Here is a 23,051-nt window from a genome sequence, read left to right on the forward strand (position 1 = left end):
GACGGCGTTGGGTGACGTGGTCGAGCGGCACGAGGTGTTGCGGACGGTCTACGGGGAGAGCGGGGGCGAGCCCTTCCAGCGGGTGTTGGGGCTGGCGGAGGGGTTGCCGGGGTTCGAGGTGGTGGAGTGCGCTCCCGATGGGGTGGACGCGCTGGTGGGGGAGTTCGCGCGAACGCCGTTCGACCTCGCGGTGGACCGGCCGGTGCGGGTCCGCTACTTCGGCTGTGGTCCCGGTGGGTCGGTGCTGGTGGTGCTGATGCACCACATCGCCACGGACGGTTGGTCCGAGGGCGTGCTCGTGCGGGACCTGGGGCGGGCCTACGCCGCGCGCCTCGCTGGCGGGGCGCCCGAGTGGGAGCCGCTGCCGGTGCAGTACGCGGACTTCGCCCTCTGGCAGCGGGACGTCCTGGGCTCGCCCGAGGACCCGGACAGTCTCCTGTCACAGCAGACGGACTTCTGGCGGGACGCGCTGGAGGGGGCGCCCGGATCCCTGGAGCTTCCCTTCGACCGTGTACGTCCGGACACGCCCACGGGCCGGGGCGCGCAGGAGGCCCTCGACCTCGACGCGGACCTGCACGCACGCCTGCTGGAGGTGGCCGGGGCGCACGGTTGCACCCTGCTGATGGTGGTGCAGGCGGCGCTGGCGGTCGCGCTCTCCAAGGCCGGTGCGGGGGACGACGTGCCGTTGGGCACCCCGGTGGCCGGTCGTGACGAGGAGGCCCTGGAAGACCTGGTGGGGTTCTTCGTGAACACCCTGGTGCTCCGCACCGGGGTCCGACCGGACCAGACGATCTCAGAGCTCCTCGCGCAGGTGCGCGAGGCCGACCTGCGCGCCTACGCTCACCAGGACGTCCCCTTCGACCTGCTGGTCGAGGCCCTCAACCCGGAGCGCGTGCCCGGACGCCACCCGCTGTTCCAGGTCACGGTCGCCGTGAACGGGGCCCGGGGGGAAGGCGCGGACCCGGAGTTCGCCGGGGCGGTGACGACGGAGCTGGTCCCCGTGGACACGGGTGTGGCCAAGTTCGACTTCGCGGTGGGCTTCGTGGAGCGCCGGGACGGCTCGGGTGGGGCGGCGGGGCTGTCCGGTGTTGTGGAGTACGCGTGTGACCTCTTCGACGCCGCCACGGTCCGTGCCCTGGGCGCGGTCCTGGTGCGGGTGTTGCGCGCCATGGCCGGGGACCCGGAATCGACCGTGGGCGAGTGCGTCGAGCTGACGGAACCGGAGCGGGTGGCTCTGACCGATCGCGGTACGCCCGCGGTGAGCGCGGTGGCGACCGTCGGCGACTCACCGTCCGGCCCGCTGACTCCGCGTCAGGAGATCCTGTGCGGGTTGTTCGCGGAACTGTTGGGTCGGGAGTCGGTGGAGCCGGGGGAGAACTTCTTCCGTTCGGGTGGTAACTCGCTGCTGGCGCTGCGTCTGGTGTCGCGGGTGCGGTCGGTGCTCGGGGCCGAGGTGAGGGTGCGCGACTTCTTCCGTGATCCGACGGTGGCGGGTGTGGACCGGGTGATCGCTCGGGGGCGGGCGGTGGCGTTCCGGCCGGGGTTGGTCTCCGTGGAGCGTGGGGAGCTTTCTCCGTTGTCCTTCGCGCAGCGGCGGCTGTGGTTCGTGAACCGGCTCGAAGGGGCGAGTTCGACCTACAACGTGCCGTTGGTGGTGCGGTTCGGTGCCGGTCTGGACGCCGCCGCTCTGGAAGCGGCGTTGGGTGACGTGGTCGAGCGGCACGAGGTGTTGCGGACGGTCTACGGGGAGAGCGGGGGCGAGCCCTTCCAGCGGGTGTTGGGGCTGGCGGAGGGGCTGCCGGGGTTCGAGGTGGTGGAGTGCGCTCCCGATGGGGTGGACGCGCTGGTGGGGGAGTTCGCGCGAACGCCGTTCGACCTCGCGGTGGACCGGCCGGTGCGGGTCCGCTACTTCGACTGCGGTCCCGGTGGGTCGGTGCTGGTGGTGCTGATGCACCACATCGCCACGGACGGTTGGTCCGAGGGCGTGCTCGTGCGGGACCTGGGGCGGGCCTACGCCGCGCGCCTCGCTGGTGGGGCGCCCGAGTGGGAGCCGCTGCCGGTGCAGTACGCGGACTACACGCTCTGGCAGAACGAACTCCTGGACGAGCGGGACTCCGAGGGTGTGGCCGCGCGTCAGCTCGACTTCTGGCGGCGGTCCCTCGACGGGGCTCCCGAGGTCCTCGAACTACCCCTGGACAGGACCCGACCCGAGGTCCCCTCGCACCGGGGTGAGAGCGTCCACTTCGAGGTGGACGCGGAGCTGCACACCGCCCTGGCGCGTGTGGCCAAGGAGCACGGCTGCACGCTGTTCATGGTGGTGCAGGCCGCGCTGGCGATCGCGCTGTCCAAGGCGGGGGCGGGCGAGGACATCCCGCTGGGCACCCCGATCGCGGGACGCACCGAGCCCGCGCTGGACGACCTGGTCGGGTTCTTCATCAACACGCTCGTCCTGCGCACCGACGTGTCCGGGGAGAAGACCTTCGCCCAGATCCTGGACGGCGTCCGGGAGACCGCTCTGGCGGCCTTCGACCACCAGGACGTCCCCTTCGACCTGCTCGTGGAGAAGCTCAACCCGGAGCGCTCGACCGCGCACCATCCTCTCTTCCAGGTCACGGTCGCGCTGAATCCCGCCTCCACGGACGCCTCCGGCTTCGACGGTGCGGAGGTCACCTCCGTCACCACGGGTGTGGCCAAGTTCGACCTGGCCGTGGGTTTCGTCGAGTACCGGGACGGCGGAGGCGCACCCGCCGGGCTCGGGGGCACGGTCGACTTCGCTGTCGACCTCTTCGACGACTCGACTGTTCGAGCGCTGGTCGCGATGCTGGATCGGGTGCTGCGAGCGATGGCCGGGGACACCGGGGCGGTGGCGGGTGCCGCGATCGGGTTGACGGACGAAGAGCGCGCGGCCCTGACCAACAGGGGCACGCTGACCGTGTCCGAGCCCGGTGGTGACGACGAGGCTGCGGCCTCTGGTTCGCTGACTCCGCGTCAGGAGATCCTGTGCGGGTTGTTCGCGAAACTGTTGGGCCGGGAGTCGATGGGTCCGGGGGAGAACTTCTTCCGTTCGGGCGGCAACTCGCTGCTGGCGCTGCGACTGGTGTCGCGGGTGCGGTCGGTGCTCGGCGCCGAAGTGGGGGTCCGGGACTTCTTCCGTGATCCGACGGTGGCGGGTGTGGACCGGGTGATCGCTCGAGGGCGGGGGGTGACCTCCCGTCCGGAGCTGGTCCCCGCTGATCGCGGGGAACTGTCTCCCCTGTCCTACGCCCAGCGCCGACTGTGGCTCGCGAACCGGATCGAGGGCGCCTCCGCCACCTACAACGTGTCCGTCGCCCTGCGCCTGCGCGGGCCCCTCGACTCCGGTGCCCTGCGCGCGGCACTCGGCGACACCGTTGACCGCCACGAGATCCTGCGCACCGTCCTCACCGAGCACGGGGAAGAGCTCCACCAGCAGGTGCTCGGAACCGGAGAGGCCCGTGCCCGGCTGGGCTTCGAGACAAGTGAACGCGCCGAGTCCGACGTCCCCGGCGCGATCGAGGAGTTCATCGGCCGGACCTTCGACCTGGCAGAGGACCTGCCGGTGCGTGCCGCGCTGCTCCGTGTCAGCGACCAGGAGTCGGTGCTCGTCGTGCTGATGCACCACATCGCGACCGACGGTTGGTCCGAGGGCGTGCTCGTCCGCGATCTGTGCCAGGCCTACACCGCGCGCCTCGCTGGCGGGGCGCCTGACTGGGAGTCGCTGCCGGTGCAGTACGCGGACTACACGCTCTGGCAGAACGAGCTCCTGGACGAGCGGGACTCCGAGGGTGTGGCCGCGCGTCAGCTCGACTTCTGGCGGCGGGCCCTCGACGGGGCTCCCGAGGTCCTCGAACTGCCCCTGGACCGGCCCCGACCGCCGACCCCCTCGCACCGGGGCGACAGCATCGTGTTCGACCTGGGCGCGGACCTGCGCGACCGACTGGAGGAGATCACCCGCGCCCGCGGCTGCACCCTGTTCATGGCGCTCCAGGCCGCCTTGGCGGTGACCCTGAACCGCTCGGGGGCGGGCGAGGACATCCCGCTGGGCACCCCGATCGCGGGACGCGCCGACCCCGCGTTGGACGACCTGGTCGGGTTCTTCGTCAACACGCTCGTCCTGCGCACCGACACCTCCGGCGACCCGTCCTTCACCGACCTGCTCGAACGCGTGAGGGAGACCGACCTGGCGGCCTTCGACCACCAGGACGTCCCCTTCGACCTGCTCGTGGAGAAGCTCAACCCGGAGCGCTCGACCGCCCATCACCCCCTGTTCCAGGTGATGATGGTCCTCCAGAACAACGCCGTGGTGGAGCCCCGCCTGCCCGGGCTCCGTGCGGACCGTGAGCCCTTCGGCTGGAAGACGGCCAAGTTCGACCTCACCTTCGCCTTCGGGGAGGGGCCCGACGGCCTGACCGCCGTCGTGGACTACGCCACGGACCTGTTCGACCGCCGGACCGCCGAGGACCTCGGCGAACGCCTGATCCGGGTGCTGAACGCCGTCGCCGACGACCCCGAAGCCAGGATCGCCGACATCGCGGTGCTGACCGGGGACGAGTTCCACGCGCTGGTGCACGAGGTCAACGACACCGCGGCGGGTGAACCCTCGGCTCTCGTGCACGCGCTGTTCGAGGAACGGGCCGCGGCGGCACCCGACTCCCTGGCGCTGGTCTTCGAGGGCACCGAGGTCACCTACGCCGAACTGAACACCCGCGCCAACCGGCTCGCCCGACACCTGCGCGAGAACGGCGTCGCCCCGGGCAGCATGGTCGGCGTGCTCATGGAGCGCGGTGTCGAGTACGCCGTCGCGCTGCTGGCCGTGCTCAAGGCCGGTGCCGGGTACACCCCCCTGGACCCGGCCTTCCCCGACACCAGGCTGGCGGCGATGGCGTCCGCGTCGGGGACCCGCCTCGTTCTCACCCGCGCCGGCCTGCTGCGGCGCGAGATCGGGACCCCGCACGCCATCGCGGTCGACACGGTCGGGGCGCAGATCGACGGACACGACGGGGACGACCTCGCCCTGGACCTTTCGCCGCTGAGCACGGCCTGCGTGATGTTCACTTCCGGATCGTCCGGTGTCCCCAAGGGGGTGCTCGCCCCGCACCGGGCCATCGTGTCCACCTTCACCGGTCAGGACTACGCCGACCTGGGCCCCGACCGGGTCTGGCTCCAGTCCGCACCCGTCTCCTGGGACGCCTTCGTGCTTGAGTTCTGGGGAGCGCTGCTCAGCGGATCGGTGTGCGTCCTGCACCCCGGTCAGGTCCCCGAGGCCCCGCGCATGGCCGAGCTCGTCGCCAGGCACGGCGTCGACTCGCTCTTCCTCTCCACGGGGCTGTTCAACCTCGTCGTGGACGAGTATCCCCAGGTCTTCGAGGGCGTGCTCCAAGTCCACGTCGGTGGTGAGAAGCCGTCCGCGGAGCACATGCGCCGCTTCCGCGCCGCCTTCCCCGACACCCGTCTGCGCAACGGGTACGGGCCGGTCGAGAGCATGGTGTTCACCCACTCCCACGAGGTCCGCGACCAGGGGGACGGCCCCGTGCCCATCGGGGGACCGCTCGCCAACCGCCGCGGCTACGTCCTCGACGAGCGTCTGCGCCCGGTACCCGTTGGAGTCCCGGGTGAGCTGTACGTGGCCGGGGACGGACTCGCGCACGGCTACGTGGGACTTCCCGGCCTGACCGCCGAACGGTTCCTGCCCGACCCCTTCGGCGGGCCCGGCTCCAGCATGTACCGCACCGGGGACCTCGTCCGCTGGGTCGAGGCCGGTCGAATCGAGTACCTGGGCCGCGCCGACGACCAGGTCAAGGTCCGCGGGTTCCGGGTCGAGCCGGGAGAGATCCAGGCCGTCGCGGCCGCTGTGCGCGGTGTCGCCCAGGCGTTCGTCACGGCCCGCAGGGACCACAGCGGGGTCATGGCCCTGGTCGCCTACGTCGTCCCCGCGGCGGGCACGGTCCTGGAAGGCGCGCAGGTCCGGGCCGCCGTCGCCGAGGTCCTGCCCGACTACATGGTTCCCTCCGCCGTGATGGTCCTGGATGAGCTCCCGCTGACCGCCAACGGCAAGCTGGACAGGAGGTCCCTGCCCGAACCCGACTTCGACGCCGCGGGTTCCGGCCGTGCCCCCCGCAATCCGCGGGAGGAGATCCTGTGCGGGTTGTTCGCCGAGGTCCTGGGCCTGGACCGGGTGGGGATCGATGATTCGTTCTTCGACCTGGGCGGCCACTCCCTGCTCGCCACCCGGCTCATCGCACGCGTCCGCTCCGTCCTCGGCGCCGACGTCGAGCTGCGCGAGCTGTTCTCCTCACCCACCGTCACGGGCGTCGCCCGCCTGGTCGAGGCAGCCGGGGACCGCCCGGCCCGACCCAGGGCGGTGCCCCAGACGCGGCCTGCCCGCCTCCCGCTGTCCTTCGCCCAGCGCAGGCTGTGGTTCCTGCACCAGATCGACGGCCAGGAACGCGCCTACAACATCCAGACCGTGCTGCGCCTGGACGGTCGACCCGACCCTGACGCGTGGACGGCCGCGCTCGCGGACGTCGTCCAACGGCACGAGGCGCTGCGCACGGTCCTGCCCACCGACCAGGGCGAGCCCTATCAGTACGTCACTGACGGCTCCGCGATCCGCCTCCAGGTGCGCGGAGTCGAGCCCGAGCAGATCCCGGACGTCCTCAGGGAGATCGACACGCACGTCTTCGACCTGGAGGACGGCCCGCTGGTGCGCGCCGACCTGTTGCTCGCGGGGGAGGACGAGTCGGCCCTGGTGGTGCAGATGCACCACGCCATCGGTGACGGCTGGTCGCTCGCGCCACTGCTCCGGGACCTTCAGGAGGCCTACGAGGCGCGCGTCGGGGGGCGCGCCCCCGCATGGAGGGCGCTGCCCGTCCAGTACGCGGACTACACCCTCTGGCAGAACGACCTCCTGGGCGATCCCAGCGACCCGGAATCGGCCCACAGCCGACAGTCCCGGTACTGGGAGCGGGCCCTGAGCGGGTTGCCCGAGGTCGCGGAGTGGCCGCTCGACTTCCCCCGGCCAGCCGAGGCCCGCCACGCGGGCGGCACTGTCACGGCGGACCTGACGGACGAGGTCCACGAAGGGCTCCGGCGGGTGGCCCGCGAACACGACTGCACACTCTTCATGGTGGTGCACGCCGCGCTCGCCGCCCTGTTCACCAGGATGGGCGTCGGCGACGACGTCGCCGTCGGCACACCGGTGGCGGGCCGGACGGACCCGGCGTTCGACGACCTGGTCGGGTTCTTCGTGAACACGCTGGTGCTGCGCACCGACACGTCCGGGTCCCCCACCCTCGCCGACCTGCTGGCCCGGGTCCGCGAGGCGGACCTGGCCGCGTTCGACCACCAGGACCTGCCCTTCGAGCACGTCGTGGAGCTCGTCAACCCCACCCGCAGCACCGCGCACCACCCCCTCTTCCAGGCCATGCTCTCCCTGGCCACGGGCGAGGTCTCGGCCGGACCGGGCGCCTCGGGACAGGACACCGACCGCTACGGGCGGGCGGAGATCGACACCGCCAAGTTCGACCTCGGCCTGACCTTCGCCGACCGTTCCCCGGACGGCACCCGTCCCGCGGTCCTCGCACTGGAGTACGCCACCGGCCTGTTCACGGAACGGACGGCGCGGTCCCTGCTCCTGCGTCTGGTGGCCGTGATGGAGGCCTTCGGCGCCGACACCTCCCAGGGCCTCGACGAACTCGACGTCCTCATGCCGCACGAGCGCGTCGGACGGCCCGCCGAGACGCCCCCTGACCCCGGAGAGCGGCACCCGGCCTTCCTCGAAAGGCTCGCGGAACAGGTGCGACGCACGCCGGACCGCACCGCGGTGCTCTTCGGCGACACCGGACTCACCTTCGGCGAGCTGGACGCGCGGGCCAACCGCCTCGCCCACACGCTGATCGGTCTGGGCGCTGGCGCGGACCGTCCGGTGGCCCTCCTGATGGGGCGTTCGGCCGACCTGGTCGTCGCCATGATCGCCGTCCTCCGGAGCGGCGCACCCTTCCTGCCGCTGGACCCGCGCAACCCCGCGGGACGGATCACCGCCATCCTGGAGGAGGCCGGCGAGGGACTGCTGCTGACGGACGCGCGGAACCGCGCGCACGAGGCGGTGCGGGCGCTCCCCGATTCCACCCACGTACTGGTCGCCGACGAACAGGCGGCCGCGCCGGACGCGCCCGCGACCGACCCCGGTGTCTCCCGGCACGCCGGCTCCCTCGCCTACGTGATCTACACGTCCGGATCGACGGGCCGACCCAAGGGCGTGGCCGTGACCCACGCCAACCTCGCCCACCTGGTCGCCTCTCTGGAGGAGAGCGGCTACCACCTGCCCGAACCCGGGGTCTCGGCCTGGACCGCGAGCGCCGCGTTCGACGCCTCCATCCAGCAGTGGGGCGCGATCTGCCGGGGGGACACGGTGCTGGTCGTCGCCGACGAGATCCGTGACGAACCGGACTCCTTCGTCCGCGAGGTGGCCCGGCACCGTGTCACCTACCTGAACCTGACCCCCACCCACTGGGAACTGGTACGCGACAGGCTTCTCCCCCGACCGGCCGGGGCCTGGCCGCTGCGCCTGGCCCTGGGCGGGGAGGCCGTGCCCGCGCAGACGTGGACCGATCTGGCCGCCGGGGCGGACGACGTCACCGCGTTCAACCTCTACGGCCCCACCGAGACCACGGTCGACGCCACGATGGCCGAGGTGACCGGCGCGCACCCGCACATCGGCCGGGGCCTTCCGGGCACGCTGACCCGCGTCCTGGACGAACGGCTGCGACCGGTGCCGGACGGCGTCGTCGGTGACCTGTACCTGGCCGGTGACGGCGTGGCACGCGGGTACCTGCACAGGCCCGGCCTGACCGCTGGACGGTTCGTGACCGATCCCCACGGCTCACCCGGCTCCCGCATGTACCGGACCGGAGACCGGGTCTCCCGGACCCCCGACGGCGACATCCGCTTCCATGGGCGTGAGGACGACCAGGTCAAAATCCGTGGCTTCCGCATCGAACTCGGCGAGGTCGAGGCCGTGCTCTCGGCGCACCCGGCCGTCGCCCACGCGGTCGCCGTGGTCCGTGAGGACCGGCCGGGCGACCCGCGGCTGGTCGCCTACCTCGTGGCCGAGGACGGCCACGGGATCGACACCGAAGCTGTGGCCGCGCACACCGCGCGATCGCTGCCGGAGTACATGGTCCCCGCGGCCACCGTCGTCCTGGACACCCTCCCGCTGAACTCCAGCGGCAAACTGGACCGGCGGGCCCTCCCCTCGCCCCAGTACACGCCCACCGCCGTGGGACGCGAGCCCCGCACACCCCGAGAAGAGGCCTTCTGCGCGCTGTTCGCGGAGATCCTGGGCCTGGACCGGGTGGGGATCGACGACTCCTTCTTCGACCTCGGCGGGCACTCGCTCCTGGCCGCCCGGCTGGTCGGCCGGGCCGCCGCGGACCTGGGGATCGAGCTCAGGGTCCGGGACGTCTTCCGTTCGCCGACCGTCGCGGCGCTGGCGGGCGAGCCGGGCGGGGGGCAGCAGGTCACCGGCGACGCCCCGGTGGAGAACACCGCGGGCGCGTTGGAGGTCCTGCTTCCCCTGCGCAAGCACGGAGAGCGCCCCCCGCTCTTCGCGGTGCACCCGGGCGCGGGGATGAGCTGGTGTTACGCCAGCCTGGTCCAGCACCTGCCCGGCGACCAGCCCCTGTACGGACTGCAGACGCGGGCGCTCACCGTCCCGGGTGAGCTGCCGAGCAGCGTCGCAGAGATCGCCGAGGACTATCTGGAGCGCGTCCGCTCCGTCCGGCCCCACGGCCCGTACCGGCTGCTGGGGTGGTCGTTCGGCGGCCTCGTCGCCCACGAGATGGCGGTCCGCCTCCAGACCGCGGGCGAGGAGGTGTCCTTCCTCGGACTCATGGACTCCTATCCCGTACCGCCCGGTGCCGAGCGCACCGACTTCTCCCATGACGAGGTGCTGGCCATGATGCTCGACGTCCCATCCGGCGTCGGCTCCGTGGGAGCCCCGATCGACCGCGAGGACGTGGTCCGGCGGGTACGGCAGGGCGATCCCGTCCTGGCCGAGTTCGCCCCCGCCGACCTGGCAGCCCTCGTGGACGCCGCGGCCAACCACGCGGTCGTCATGAACCATCACACTCCCGGAACCTTCACCGGGGACACGGTCTTCTTCCGCGCAACGCGCGGAAGGAACGAGTACTCGCCCGAGGTCGAGTACTGGAAGGAGCACATCGACGGCCGTATCGAGGTCCATGACATCGACTCCACGCACATGGGGATGACCCGCCCGGAGTCGGTGGGACTGATCGGTCGACTGGTGTCCGCCCAGATGGAATCCATCACCTTCGAACAGCTGAGGAGCTGACGATGAACAACCCGTTCGACAACGCCGAGGGCACTTTCTACGTCGTGGTCAACGCCGAGGGCCAGCACTCCCTGTGGCCGTCCTTCGCCGACGTCCCCGCTGGCTGGGACGTCGTCGCGGGGGAGGACACCCGCGAGGCCTGCCTGCGCTACGTCGAGGAGAACTGGACCGACATCCGGCCCCGTAGCCTGGCCGCCGTCTGACCGAGTACCACCGCTGCACCCTCTGGTGCGGGCCCGCGCGACGGGCCCGCACCCGGACACACCGGCGGCCCGGCGGCGCCACCCGCGCCGCCCTTGCCCCTGTCCCCGCCCGCGCCCCTCCTCCCCACCAGCTGGTAGCACCAGGAATCGAGAGTAGAGACCATGTCCGTACAGACCAGACCGGGCAGACCGGTCCGTGGCCTGGGCCGCGACTTCAACCGCTTCTGGGTCGGGAGCATGAGCAGCAGCGTGGCCGACGGCATCATGGCGACGGTGCTTCCGCTGATGGCGGCCATGTTCACCAACGACCCCGTCCTGGTCGCCGGGCTGGCCTTCGTGCGTTTCCTGCCCTGGCTGATCTTCGGACTGTTCGTGGGCGCGCTCGTCGACCGCCTCGACCGGGGCAAGGTGCTGATCGTCGCGAACCTGGTGCGCGCCGCCACCCTGGTGGCGCTCGCGGTGGTCGTCGCCGCGGGCAACGCCACCATCCTCACCCTCTACGCGGTGATGTTCGTCGTCATGTCCTGCGAGGCGTTCTACGACATCGGCGGACGCGCCCTCATGCCCGAACTGGTCGCCAAGACCTCCCTGGACCGGGCCAACAGCCGCATCGTCGGCGGCCGGGTGGTCGTCCAGGACTTCGGTGGGGCTCCCATCGGAGGCCTCCTGATCGTGGTCGCCGCGGCGCTCCCGCTCGCGGTCAACGCCGGCGCCTACCTTCTCGGCGCCCTCATCCTCATCGGCCTGCCGCTGAGCGCCCGACGCCCCCGGGCCGCGGTACGGGACGCCCGGACTCCGGCGGTCTCCATCCTCGCCTCGGTCCGCGAGGGGACCACGTTCCTCTGGAACGACCGGCCCCTCAGGTACCTGGCCCTGCACGGCTCGCTCGTGGCCATGGGCTTCATGCTCCAGTCGTCCGTGCTGGTCCTCATCCTGCGGGTGCACTTCGGGGTACCGGAGGCGCTGTACGGCGTGTTCATCTCCTCCGCCGCCGTCGGGGCGCTGCTCGGAGCGCTCTCGGTCTCGCGCGTGGTCGCCTTCCTGGGGCGCTTCCGTACCCAGGTCATCGCCTTCACGGTCATGGGGGTGGGCTGCATCGGGTTCATCGTGTCGCCCAACGCGTACGTGGCCGGGTTCTTCTGGGCCCTGATCGCGGTGGCTATGGCCCTGTCGAACACCGTCACCATCGGGGTCGCCCAGCTCGCCATCCCCGCCGAACTGCGCGGACGGGTGCTGGGGTCCGTGCAGATCTTCGCGATGACCTTCAACGCCGTGGGTGCCCTCATCGGCGGTTTCCTCGGCCGCGTCGACCTGCGCCTGCCGTCACTGATCGGCGGGGTGGTCGTCATCACCGCCACCCTGCTCCTCCTGCCCGCGTTGCGGACCATGGCACGGCGCGCGGACGAGGCCGAGGACAGGGACCGTCAGGAGGCGGAGAACGGGGAGTAGGCGGGCGTCCCGCACCGGAGCGCCCTGCGGAGAGGGACTCGGACGGCGGCCCCGGTCAGGACTGGCCGGGGTCGAGTGCGGCGTCGAAGGCGGTCACCAGGAAGACGTCGTCGTCCGGGCTGTGGTCGAAGATCAGCGCGGTGCTGCCCGAGGACAGGACCTCCCCGCTGATGGTGCGTACGGGGATGGAGATGGAGGCGCCGCCCGCGGTGGTGATCTCGGCCTGGCCGAAGTCCTCGCGGGCCTCACCGATCCGGATGACGCAGGTGCGCCCGACCAGCTCGTGCTTGGAGTCGCCGCCGCGCGCGGGCAGGAAGCGCTGGAACCCCATGACCACGCCGCTGGTGACCGCCCAGGCGACGACCAGGGCGATGACCAGCACCACGGCGCCGAGGGCGTACAGCAGGGGGGTGGAGGTGGTGTCGACGAGGGTGGTCAAGATGCTTCCCATCATGCTCGCGAACCAGGCGACACAGATCAGCAGAGTGAGGGCCACGGTCACCGGAACCCGGCCGAGTCCCGCCCTGCTGAGGAACGCGCTCAGTCCGACGGCGTCGCCGTTGGAGTCCACGCTGTCGAGCAGCTCGGTGTCGGCGGCGCCGACGATCACGAAGATCCAGTAGCCCAGGACGACGAAGAGCATCGGTGTGAACAGGACCGTGGGGAAACCGAAGGCGGCACCCAGGAAAACGCCCATCCCGTGCCCCCGCCCCCACTGTTCGAACCGTCCCGGAACTCTACCGAACGCCCCAGTTCAGGACGGCCCCCGGGGCCTCTCCTGACCGGTTGTGGTCATGTTCGCGGCCTGTCCTGATCCGGCCACGCGGCGGAGCGCTCGATCCATGGGAGTGCTCGTGAACAGGGCGGAGCGGCGTCCGGGCCCGTCCAGGGGACGTGAACGACGAGGGGCCCGTGACCCGGAGTTGACCGTTGCCCGGGAGCCTGGACCCGGCAGGAGCAGCCCCCACCCTGTGAAAGGGACATCCCCCACGTGAACAGCGCATCCCCCGACCGGGCGTTCCCCGGGAAGAAGGCGAAACCACCGATGGGGCGGGACTTCCACCGCTTCTGGGCGGGAAGTCTGTCCAGCAACCTCGGCGACGGGATGACGCTCGTCGCGTTGCCGCTGGTGGCGGCCATGCTGACCAACGACCCCCTGCTGGTGGCCGGGCTGACCGCCGTCCGCTTCCTTCCCTGGCTGCTGGTCGGCCTGGTCGCGGGAGTGGTGGTGGACCGGGTCGACCGGGTGCGCCTGATGGTCCTGACCAACGTCGGCCGGGGCGGCGCACTCGTGGCCCTGTCCCTGCTGATCGTCACCGGTCACGCCTCGATCTGGGCGCTGTACGCGGTCATGTTCACGGTGATGGTCTGCGAGGTGTTCTACGACCTCGCGGGGCAGGCGATGCTGCCGGACATCGCTCCGGTCGGTGCGCTCGAACGCGCGAACAGCCGCCTGGTGGGCGGGCGGACGGTCACGCAGCAGTTCGCGGGCGGCCCCATCGCCGGCTTCCTGTTCGCGGTGGCGGCGTTCCTGCCGCTGGCCGTGAACGCCGGAGCCTATGTCCTGGGCGCCCTGGTGTTGCTCGGCCTGCCGTTGGCGGTGCGCCGCCCACGCCGCCCCGAGGGCTGTGCCGAGGAGAGGGAGGGGAAGGGTGCGGTGCGCTCGGTTCTCGGTGACATCGGTGAGGGTCTGGCCTTCGTCTTCCGTGGCAGCTCCCTGGGGCCGATCCTGGCGTTCAACGTGGTCATGAACATGGCCTTCGTCGCCCAGTCCTCGGTCATGGTGCTCCTGGTCCGGGACCACTTCGGGGTCCCCGCGGCCCTCTACGGCGTCTTCCTGGGCACCTCCGCAGTGGGTGCGCTGCTGGGCGCGACCACGGTCAGCCGGATCGTGGGTCGACTCGGCCGGTTCCGCACGGAGGTGGCGCTCTTCACCCTGGCGGCCGTGGCCAGCGTCGCCTTCGGCCTCGCCCCCAACGCCTACGCGGCAGCGGTGGCCTGGACGGTGATCGGGTTCGCCCTGACCTCCTCCAACATCGTGATGCTCAGCGCCATCCAGCTCATCGTCCCCGGTGCCCAGATGGGCCGGGTGATGTCCTGCGTCCAGGTGTCCGGTGCGGGCTTCTCCCCGATCGGCGCCCTGCTGGGCGGGGCGCTCGGCCGGGTCGAGCTGTCCTACGTTCCGGTGGCCGCGGGCGTGGTGGTCCTCGTCGCCTTGCTCCTGTCCGCGTCCGCGCTGCGCCTGGTCACTGCCCAGGCCGACGAACACGAGGCCGCTGCGATGGCCGAGGCCTCGGGAAAAGTCGCTGACCTGGGTGAACATGAGCCGGAAGTCGGGCAGGAGAAAAAGTAGGAACAGTTCCGAGGAGTGTGTCGATTCCGGCCCGCCCCGTTCGACGTACGGGTGAGAGCGGGGAACGGACCCCGTTCCACACCCGAAGAGCGGAGAGCACCATGCGCTACCTGATGTCGATCATGAGCACACCCGAGTCCGAGGCCGCCGACTACGAGGTCGGCCCCGAGGTCTACGAGGAGATGGGGAAGTACAACGAGGAGATGCTCCGGGCCGGGGTCATGCTGACCGGTGAGGGGCTCGCGCCCACCTCCGCCGGGGCCGAGGTCGTCTTCCGCGACGGTGAGGCCACCGTGCTGGACGGGCCCTTCACCGAGGCGAAGGAGTTCGTCGCGGGGTACTGGGTGCTCCAGGTGTCCTCGCACGCCGAGGCGCTGGAGTGGGCCAGGAGGTGCCCGCACCCCGCCAAGGGCGAGCCCGGCGAACTCAAGCTCCAGCTGCGCCGGATCGCTGAGCTGGAGGACCTGGAGGACATGCCCGAGGAGGTCAAGGAGCACGAGCGTGAGCGGCGTGCAGAAGAGGAGAACCGCCAGGGCTGAGCTCCGCCCCGGGGTTCCGGACCCCGTCGGAGTCCGTCCGCCCGACCGAACTCGCCCGTAACGAACGCGAACGTGGCCTCCTCCTGGAACGCCCGGGTCTGGACGGTCAGGGGCGGTCCTGTGAGTGGCGGGCCCGGTGGTTCGCGACGTTGAGTCGGTTCCCGCACAGGCTCGGAGTGCAGTAGCGCCGTCGCCCCGCACGGCTGGTGTCGACGAACATCCCCTCGCACAGGGGTGAGGCGCAGTACCGGAACCGGTCGTGGCTCAGGACCTCGAGGACACCGAGGAGCCCGGTTCCGACGAGCACCGCCAGCCGGTCCGCGAACGAGGCGTCCGGCACGATGCCGACGTACCACCGCCACCGGCCGTCACCGTCGCGCTCCAGGGAGGGGCCGCCAGCCGCCCGCGCGACCAGGTCGTTGGCGGCTTCGGCGGTCTCGTCCTCGTCCTCCGTCTCCAGGATGCCGCGGACCCGGCTCCGCAGGGTCAGCACCTCCTTGAGGTCGTCCGGGCTCGGCTCACCCCAGTCGACACCGTTCTCGGCCAGGAACTCCCGAAGCGCCCCGGTGCCGGAGAGCGTGTCTCCGGCACCGCGGACCTGGGGAGAGGTGTTGACCAGGTCGGTGGCCAGGGCCGCCCCGGGGATGTAATCGGTGAAATCTATTTTCAAGCCTTACTCCATGCTAGCGTAAGTGTTGAAAATAGATTACACGCCTTACATGGAGGTTCGCTGTGTCGACCGGCACCGACAACTGGCAGCTCACCGACCGCGTCCGCCTCTCCGGCGGCGAGGTCCTCACCGGGGTCTTCGGGGACGGCGGCCCGCCCGTGGTCCTGGTCCACGGCACCCCGGCGTCGTCCTACCTCTGGCGCGGGGTCGTCCCCGCCCTCGCGCGGGAGCACACCGTCCACGTGTGGGACATGCTCGGCTTCGGAGGCTCCCGCCCCGCACCGGGGGTGGCCCCGTCGATCGCCCGGCAGGCCCGCGCCCTGGCCGAGCTCGTCGAACACTGGAACCTGGAGGCGCCGGACCTGGTCGGACACGACATCGGTGGCGGTGTGGTCATGCGCGCCCACCTCGTCGAAGGGGTCCCCGCGCGCCGCCTCGCCCTGCTGGACGCCGCCGTCATCGGCCCGTGGAACACCCGTTTCACCGAACACATGCAGCGTCACGCGGACGTCTACGCGACCATGGAGCCGAGCGTGTTCGCCGACATCATCACCCCCCGCGTGCACACTGCCACCAGCCGTCCGATGCCCGACGAGGTCGCGGCTGCCTACCTCGCGCCGTGGGCCGGTGAGGAGGGGCAGCGGCGCTGGATTGATCAGGTCGCGGCTGTCAGCTACCGCGACACCGAGGACGTCGTGCGCCGGCTGGGCGAGGTCACCGTGCCCACCCTGGTCCTGTGGGGAGAGGACGACAGCTGGATGCCCACCGCGATGGGCGACGAACTCGCCGCGGCGATCCCGGCCGCCGTCCAGGAGCGAATCGCGGGGGCGGGCCACTTCCTCCCCGAGGACGCTCCGGACGAGACCGCGGAGCGGCTCCTGCGCTTCCTCGGTCCCCGGTGAGGACCGGCGCGGCACCGCCTGACCCCGGTTCTGCTGTGGGCAGGAACCCTGGCGTCGGCCCGGATCACCGTCCAGACTGGCCGCATGACGAGACTTCTGGTTCTGGGCGGTACGGAGTTCGTGGGGCGTGCGGTCGCGGAGGCCGCGGTCTCCCGGGGCTGGGAGGTCACCGTCTTCCACCGGGGGACGCACGCGGCGCCAGCCGGGGCCGAGGTCCGGCACGGTGACCGCACCGAGCCGGGCGGGCTCGCCGCCCTGGAGTCGGGGGAGTGGGACCTGGTGGTCGACACCTGGGCGAAGGCTCCCGTGGCGGTGGCGGACGCGGCCCGTCTGCTGCACGGCAGGGTCGGCCACTACTCCTACGTCTCCAGCCGTTCCGTGTACGTCTCGCCCGCCGCGCCCGGAGCCGACGAGGACGCCCCCGTGGTGGAGGTCTCCGTCGACGACGACGGCACCGACTACGCGCGGGCCAAGCGCGGCGGTGAGCTGGCGGCGGAGGCGGTGTTCGGTGACCGGTCGCTGTTCGTCCGCGCGGGGCTGATCCTGGGCCCGCACGAGAACATCGGTCGGCTGCCGTGGTGGCTCAGCCGGATCGCCAGGGGCGGGCCGGTGCTGGCTCCCGGGCCGAGGGACCTTCCGCTCCAGTACGTGGACGCGCGTGACCTCGCTGCCTGGACCCTCGACGCGGCGGAGAAGGGGCTGAGCGGGCCGTACAACATGGTCAGCCCGATCGGACACACCACCATGGAGGGCCTCCTGACGGCGTGCAGGGAGGTGACCGGCTCTGACGCGGAATTCCGCTGGACCTCACCCGAGGTCATCGCGGAGGCCGGGATCGCCCCGTGGCGGGAGCTGCCGGTGTGGCTGCCCCCGGGCGAGCTGCACGGGTTCCTGCACCAGGGGAACGTCGAGCGTGCTTTGGCCACCGGCCTGCGGTGTCGGCCGGTGGAGGATACGGTCGCCGACACCTGGGCGTGGCTGGAGTCCGTGGGCGGGGAAGCGGAGCAGCGCCCGGACCGTCCCAGGGTGGGCCTGGACCCGGAGGTCGAGGCCCGCGTCCTGGGCCGCTGACCCGCCCCCGAGGGCGGGGTCAGGCGGAGCCCATGCGGGCGGCTGCCATGCGTAGCGCGAGGGGCAACCGCCCGCAGTGGTCGACGATGCCTTCGCTCGACTCGCGTGCCGCAGCCAGTGTCTCCGGCCCCGCGACGAGCTGGAGCAGCTCGATGGACGACTTCTCGGACAGCACGTTGAGGTGGACACGGCGGGCGTCGAACAGCGCGACCATCGAGACCAGTTCGTGTCGGCTGGTCACGAGGACGGTGTTGCTCCGGCCGCCCGGTAGCAACGGAGAGACCTGTTCGACGGAGGCGGCGTCGTCGAAGAGGACCAACAGCCGCAGGTCCGCGGTGATCGAGCGGAAGAGCTTGGCGAGGTCGGGAGAACCGCTGGGCAGATGGCGAGGGTCGGTACCCAGGCTGCGCAGGAGCTGACGGAGCGCGTCGTCGGAATCGACTGGCCCTCCGCGGCGGCCTGATCCGTCCAGGTCCACGTAGAGCTGTCCGTCGGGGAACCGGTCCCGGATCTCGTGGCCCCAGTGGGCCGCGAGTGTGGTCTTTCCGACCCCGGCGACTCCGGTGACCAGGAGGAAGGGGGCGGGCCGTCCGTTCAGTTCGGCGTCGAGCGCGCCGAGTTCCGAGGCCCGGCCCACGATGCCGTGGGCGCAGCGGGGCAGTTCGGCGGGCCGTACCCGGGGCGGGGTCTCGGAGCGTTGGCCCGGTGGGTCCTCCGCATGACCGGTCACCACACCCCTGGTCGAGGTGAGTTCCCTGTGGAGCCGTTGGACCGGTGCGCTGGGTTCGACCCCCACGCGAACCCGGAGCAGGTCGCGCAGCTCCGCGTAGACCTCCAAGGCCTCTCCTGCGCGGCCGCGGGAGTGCAGAGCGGACATGAGCAGTCCCGCAAAACGTTCCCTGGTGGGGTGTTCCGCGCAGAGAGTGCGCAGTTTGGGTATGGCATCGAGTGCGCGGCCTCGCTCGACCTCCACCTCGTACAGCGCCTCGAGCGCGTTCAGGCGTTCCTCCTCCAACGCGGGTCGCAGGTGGGTGACCAGCGCTGGCTCAACACCGCTGAGCGCGGGTCCTGTCCAGAGTGAGACCGCCGCGCGCAGGTCCCGGGCCGCGTCGTCGAGCCGCCCGGCGGCGTGGCCCGCCCTGGCCTGATCGAGGAGGCGTTCGAACAGAGCCACGTCGACCGCCTCCGCCCCGACGAGGAGTCGGTACCCGAAGCTCTGGCGGACGATGGTGTCCGCTCCCAGGCGTTTCCGTAGCTCGTGCACGTGGCCGTGGATCTGGGAACGCGCGCTGCGCGGTGGATCCTCGCCCCAGACCAGGTCGATGAGCCGTTCGTCGGGGACCACGGTGTTCGGCTGGAGCAACAGGGCCGCGAGCACCGTACGGCGCTTTCGCCCGCCGATGTCCACGCTTCCTTCCCCGATGAGGGCCTCTACCGGGCCCAGCAGCCGGTACCGGATACCGGAAAGGTTGGTTTCCAACCGATTCCCCCTTTGTCCGCGCAGATTTCCGCCCCCGCGGTCACAGCGGAGCATAGGTCAGGCGAATCAACGAGTCCATGGGTATTCGGATGAAGAAGGGTATTGTCCGAGATTGGCCAGGGCTTGTATATCGAATTTTGGATCTTTTGGTCTCTCTTTCGCCTGAAAAGTACTTGTATAACCCATGCGAAGGGCGGCGCGGTGCACATGCCCCGGGCCGCCCATCCTCGTGTGGATCAGCCGCAGTTCGTGTTCGTGGCCTTGCCTTCGGTACCCGAGATGCGTCCCATCCAGCTCACGCACTTGCCGGCCGCGCTCAGGTAGATCGGTCCGGCGTAGCTGGTGAAGTGCCCAGCCTCGTACTTGTCGTAGTGGTTGCCCGACGAGCCGATCTTCAGGCCCGCCTCGATGAGTACGGCGGCGCCGGTGCTGACCCGCTTCGTCACGACGCAGTTGTTGCCGTTGGCGGAGTTGTAGGTCAGGAAGACCGTGCCCTTGCTTCCGATGTTCCTGTGGTTGACGACCTTGTAGCCGCTGCCGCACTCGTTTCCGTAGGTGGCGATGGCAGAGGCGGCGGAGGCTGGGGCGGCGGTGGCGAAAACGCCGCTGACGCCGATCCCCACCGCCAGTGCGACGGCTGCGGTCTTCCTGAGGGCGTTCTTCATGGATCTCCCCTGGTGTCTCGGTGAATACGGGAATGTATGAGGAGGATCGAGGTTCAGCCGCAGTGGTGGTCCGGGCTCTCGATCGTCGCCGTGCCGATGGTGCCGCCCCAGTCGATGCACGTAGCGGGTGCCGACACGTAGACGGGTCCCGCGTAGGTGGTGTAGTTGCCCTTGTCCCGCTTCCATGTGGAGGAGGAGGACAGTTTGATGAACGCGTCCATGGGAGCGGCGGCGCCCGGTGAGGTGCGCACGGTCACGACGCAGTTGTTGCCGTTGGAGGAGTTGTAGGTGAGGAACGTCGTCCCGCGGTTGTTCGGGAACTCGATCTTGTTGATGACCGTGTAGCCGCTGCCGCACTGGGCGCCGTAGGTGGCGGCGGATGCGGGGGTCGCGGTGGCCACCATGCTCGCGGTGGCGACGCAGGCAGCGGCGGCGGCCGCGGCGGCCTTCTTCAGAACGTGCATCATGGCTCTTCCCGTCGTGCGTCCGTGCGCCGCCCGTTGCGGCGCGGGGCGTGGATCAGCCGCAGTTGGTCCCGTTGCGGTTCTCGTTGGTGCCGCTGATGTTCCCGTACCAGTCGACGCACTGCCCGGCTGCTTCGCGGTAGACCGGTCCGGCGTAACTGGTGTAGTTGCCCTCGTCCTGCACGGCCTGGCTCGGGGAGTCGCTGGTCCGCTTCAGTCCGACGACCATCTGAATGGCCGAGCCCGACCCCTTGCGCACGGTGACGGCGCAGTTGAAGCCGTTGGAGGAGTTGTAGGTCAGGAAGACGGTGCCCTTGTTCCCGATGTTTGCGTGGTTGACAACCTTGTAGGCGCTGCCGCAGACGCCGTTGTAGGCCACGATGGGGGCGTCCGCGGCAGCGGCCGGCGTCGCCATGGCTGCGGACCCCAGCGCGAGGGCCGCCGAGAGCAGCATGACCGACCGGAGGTTCTTGATCATGTGGGTGTTCGCTCCTTGTTTTCCCGAGCCCGCAACGAACGGGCACGGGAGGGATGGTGGCAGCCGCGGCTTCGAGCTGACTTCGAATCCGCTTTCCTCCGGCTTCGGAAGGCACACGTGTGGGGGCCGTGTCCCATCGGACACGGCCCCCACCTGCGATGATGTTCTCTCCTCCTGAGGCCCCTTGACCGGATCCGGTCAGGCCTCCAGGTCGGGTTCGCCCACGTCACGGGTGGCGGCCGGGAGCCGCTCCCGGTTGTCCTCCGCGTCCACCCGGTGGGAATCCCTCTCGGTCAGCTCAACCCGGACAGCAACTCGCTGGCGAGCGGGTCGCCGAAGCTGAACCGCACTAGGCCACGGGAGCACGAGCGTTTCACCGTCGCGGCGGTGGCTGCGAGCCCGTCCCAGGGTGGGCCTGGAGCCCGAGGTCGAGGCCCGGGTTCTGGGGGCTGTGAGGTTCCTGGAAGCTGGCCTTCGGGTTGGGGCGAGGCAGGAAGAGTTCACCCAGGACCCCAGGTGAGAACCGGGGTCCTGCGTCATGCCTCTGGTCAGCTGAGTCGAACTCCGGCGAGGAGCGCGCGCCACTCCGACGACGCGAACGCCAGGTGACCACGTTCCCTGTTTTGGTGTCGCGGACGGCGGCGCCGGTGGGGAGGTCCGCGACCTCGACGCAGTTCTGAGGATTGCTGTAACTGGACTTGTGGAAGGTGAGTTCGGTGGTGTGGGGGTACAACGTCGGAACCTCCGCTGGGGGTGGGGCAGTGACTGACTCATACTCGGTCCCACCCGCTTCTACACCCGTGGCAGAGGAAAAGCCCCGATCCCCTGTACACCTAGAACTACATACGCACATCCGCGTGCGGGGCAGCGAGGCACCGTGTTCGCGGGATGCTTCTGGTAGGAACGCCAGTGGCCCCCGGTCAACTGACCGGGGGCCACTGGCGTTACCGCTACGGGCGGATCGCAGTGGACAGCAATGCCGCCCACTCCTGGGCGGGGAACTCCAGGTGTCCAGCTTCCTGGTTCTGGGTGTCACGCACGGCGGACAGACCAGGGACGTCAGCGACCTCGACACAGTTCTGCCCGGTGGCGCTGCTGTAGCTGCTCTTTCGGAATGCCAGTTGGGATGCGGCAGGCATGACGGTCCTCTACTCGATCAGGTTCTTCAGGAAGTCGCGCGACGCTTCGACGCTCAGCGCCTGGGCGTGCACTCGGTCGTACAGCATCTCGTAATGGTCCAAGACCACGGGGTCCTCCGGGAACAGGCCGCTCACCGACTGCTCCAAGTACACCGTGGACGGGTCCGCTGGGAAGTCCAGGATGACAAACTGGCCCGTCATCGCTGCGTGCGGCCCACTGCTGTACGGCAGGATCTGAATCTGAACCCGGGCATCGGGCTTTTGGACTTCAAGAAGGTGTTCCACCTGGCTGGGGAGGACAGCGGCGGGAATTCGGTGAAAGGCGGCTTCATCAAGGATCGCCCACAGCTTCGGTCCTGCATCAGGGCTGAGGAGCGCTTGCCGCACCATCCGAGCCTCCACGCGCCGTTCAATTTGGCGGGTGTCGGTGACACCGGCGCTGATGACGGAGCGGGCGTACTCCTCTGTCTGGAGCAGACCTGGAATGTAGAAGGCCTCGTATGTGCGGATGCGGGAGGCCTCAGTCTCCAGGTCAACGTAGGCGCCAGAGCCGAGGATGTCGGAGTAGTTCACCCACCAACCCGTCTGTGATGCCTCGGTGGCGGTGCGCACGTAGGAGGCCCGCTCCGCCTTGTCAGTGACGCTGTAGACGTCCAGAAGTGCGAGCAGGTCATCGGTGTGGAGCCGCTTCCACTGCTGAGTTTCCAGCCGAGTGAGCTTGGCGGCAGACCACGGCCGGTCGGGTCTCAACGCTTTCGCCTTCTTTGCGACGGCGTCCACAGTGAGGCCGCTCTCCGCCCTGAGTGCATTGAGCTGCCGTGACAGGCGCTTTCTTCGCAGTGTGGGGCTGGCGGCCAAAGTGTCGTCCCTCCTACGGACGTGGGGTGGCTGGGCTCCTGATCCTACGCTCCGTGCATGAAAACCCGACATTTGTCGCACCATTCACATTGTGTGGTTGATTCACGCTGATCTTATTATCCATGTGACGTGGATATTGCAGATTTGCTCTTCATGGGTCAGCATGGGAGGCACCAAGCTCCCCGCTGGGCTTCCCACCCGGCACGGTCCTTACCGGAGGTGTGCGCCCATGGCGCCCCGATCCCTGAAGCTCTCCGCGCTGGCATGCATGTGCCATCTCGCGTCCGGAGCGTTCCATCGCCGTCGTCCCAGGCAGGCCGCGCGTGTGCGTGCCTTCGCCGCGAACCCCGGCCGCACCACTTCTCGCTCTCAGGGGCCGCTGATCCCCTCGCCGCGGCGGCCGATCGA

At 70.3% G+C, this 23,051-nt stretch carries 15 protein-coding genes and 1 pseudogene; 7 read left to right on the forward strand and 9 right to left on the reverse strand.

The annotated features are described in order from the left end of the window. The first annotated feature begins 7 nt into the window (after nt 1-7). From BDW27_RS23150 to BDW27_RS23160, 3 genes are all read left to right on the forward strand, one after another. The gene (locus tag BDW27_RS23150) at nt 8-10,372 is read left to right on the forward strand and encodes a non-ribosomal peptide synthetase (RefSeq protein WP_255421509.1); all 10,365 of its coding nucleotides are present in this window, start codon (nt 8-10) and stop codon (nt 10,370-10,372) included. A 2-nt stretch (nt 10,373-10,374) separates the two neighbouring features. Next, a complete protein-coding gene (locus BDW27_RS23155; protein ID WP_049566754.1) occupies nt 10,375-10,575 on the forward strand; it encodes an MbtH family protein in 201 nt (66 codons plus the stop codon). A gap of 162 nt (nt 10,576-10,737) precedes the next feature. Then, a complete protein-coding gene (locus BDW27_RS23160; RefSeq protein ID WP_110051695.1) occupies nt 10,738-12,024 on the forward strand; it encodes an MFS transporter in 1,287 nt (428 codons plus the stop codon). 55 nt (nt 12,025-12,079) lie between these two features. Here BDW27_RS23160 and BDW27_RS23165 read toward each other — a convergent pair whose 3' ends face one another. After that, complete coding sequence (locus BDW27_RS23165) at nt 12,080-12,721, reverse strand: OB-fold-containig protein (protein WP_110051696.1); 642 nt, start codon at nt 12,719-12,721, stop codon at nt 12,080-12,082. Between the two features lie 348 nt (nt 12,722-13,069). Here BDW27_RS23165 and BDW27_RS23170 point away from each other — a divergent pair, with 348 nt between their 5' ends. Continuing rightward, nucleotides 13,070-14,377, forward strand: a complete 1,308-nt coding sequence (locus tag BDW27_RS23170) for an MFS transporter (protein ID WP_110051698.1) — start codon at nt 13,070-13,072, stop codon at nt 14,375-14,377. A 101-nt stretch (nt 14,378-14,478) separates the two neighbouring features. After that, nucleotides 14,479-14,916, forward strand: a complete 438-nt coding sequence (locus BDW27_RS23175; RefSeq protein WP_110051699.1) for a YciI family protein — start codon at nt 14,479-14,481, stop codon at nt 14,914-14,916. A 106-nt stretch (nt 14,917-15,022) separates the two neighbouring features. On the opposite strand, the gene BDW27_RS23180 is transcribed toward BDW27_RS23175, so the two are convergent. After that, on the reverse strand, nt 15,023-15,586 hold the full coding sequence (locus BDW27_RS23180) for a CGNR zinc finger domain-containing protein (protein WP_110051701.1): 564 nt from the start codon (nt 15,584-15,586) through the stop codon (nt 15,023-15,025). Between the two features lie 62 nt (nt 15,587-15,648). Here BDW27_RS23180 and BDW27_RS23185 point away from each other — a divergent pair, with 62 nt between their 5' ends. Beyond that, nucleotides 15,649-16,488 (forward strand): alpha/beta fold hydrolase, encoded by an 840-nt coding sequence (locus BDW27_RS23185; RefSeq protein WP_110051703.1) that lies wholly within the window; start codon nt 15,649-15,651, stop codon nt 16,486-16,488. Between the two features lie 84 nt (nt 16,489-16,572). Next, complete coding sequence (locus tag BDW27_RS23190; protein WP_110051704.1) at nt 16,573-17,559, forward strand: NAD-dependent epimerase/dehydratase family protein; 987 nt, start codon at nt 16,573-16,575, stop codon at nt 17,557-17,559. A gap of 19 nt (nt 17,560-17,578) precedes the next feature. Here the strand turns inward: BDW27_RS23190 and BDW27_RS23195 are convergent, their stop codons facing one another. The 7 genes and pseudogenes from BDW27_RS23195 to BDW27_RS23225 form a co-directional block, all read right to left on the reverse strand. Continuing rightward, nucleotides 17,579-19,039 carry an AfsR/SARP family transcriptional regulator gene (locus BDW27_RS23195; protein WP_233515894.1) on the reverse strand — a complete coding sequence of 487 codons (1,461 nt, stop codon included), beginning with the start codon at nt 19,037-19,039 and terminating at the stop codon, nt 17,579-17,581. A 236-nt stretch (nt 19,040-19,275) separates the two neighbouring features. Further along, nucleotides 19,276-19,704 (reverse strand): spore-associated protein A, encoded by a 429-nt coding sequence (locus BDW27_RS23200; protein ID WP_110051708.1) that lies wholly within the window; start codon nt 19,702-19,704, stop codon nt 19,276-19,278. A gap of 53 nt (nt 19,705-19,757) precedes the next feature. Continuing rightward, nucleotides 19,758-20,168: a spore-associated protein A gene (locus tag BDW27_RS23205; protein ID WP_370446546.1), complete on the reverse strand. Its 411-nt coding sequence runs from the start codon at nt 20,166-20,168 to the stop codon at nt 19,758-19,760. A 55-nt stretch (nt 20,169-20,223) separates the two neighbouring features. Beyond that, nucleotides 20,224-20,646 carry a spore-associated protein A gene (locus tag BDW27_RS23210; protein WP_110051711.1) on the reverse strand — a complete coding sequence of 141 codons (423 nt, stop codon included), beginning with the start codon at nt 20,644-20,646 and terminating at the stop codon, nt 20,224-20,226. Between the two features lie 548 nt (nt 20,647-21,194). Then, a pseudogene (locus tag BDW27_RS27885) lies at nt 21,195-21,379 on the reverse strand (DUF397 domain-containing protein). A 217-nt stretch (nt 21,380-21,596) separates the two neighbouring features. Beyond that, nucleotides 21,597-21,785, reverse strand: a complete 189-nt coding sequence (locus tag BDW27_RS23220) for a DUF397 domain-containing protein (RefSeq protein ID WP_082206260.1) — start codon at nt 21,783-21,785, stop codon at nt 21,597-21,599. Nucleotides 21,786-21,794: 9 nt separating this feature from the next. After that, nucleotides 21,795-22,643, reverse strand: coding sequence for a helix-turn-helix transcriptional regulator (locus BDW27_RS23225; protein ID WP_049566729.1), 849 nt, complete (start codon nt 22,641-22,643; stop codon nt 21,795-21,797). Between the last annotated feature and the right edge of the window lie 408 nt (nt 22,644-23,051).

It is taken from the genome of Nocardiopsis sp. L17-MgMaSL7 (assembly GCF_003182025.1).
Lineage (GTDB): Bacteria > Actinomycetota > Actinomycetes > Streptosporangiales > Streptosporangiaceae > Nocardiopsis > Nocardiopsis prasina.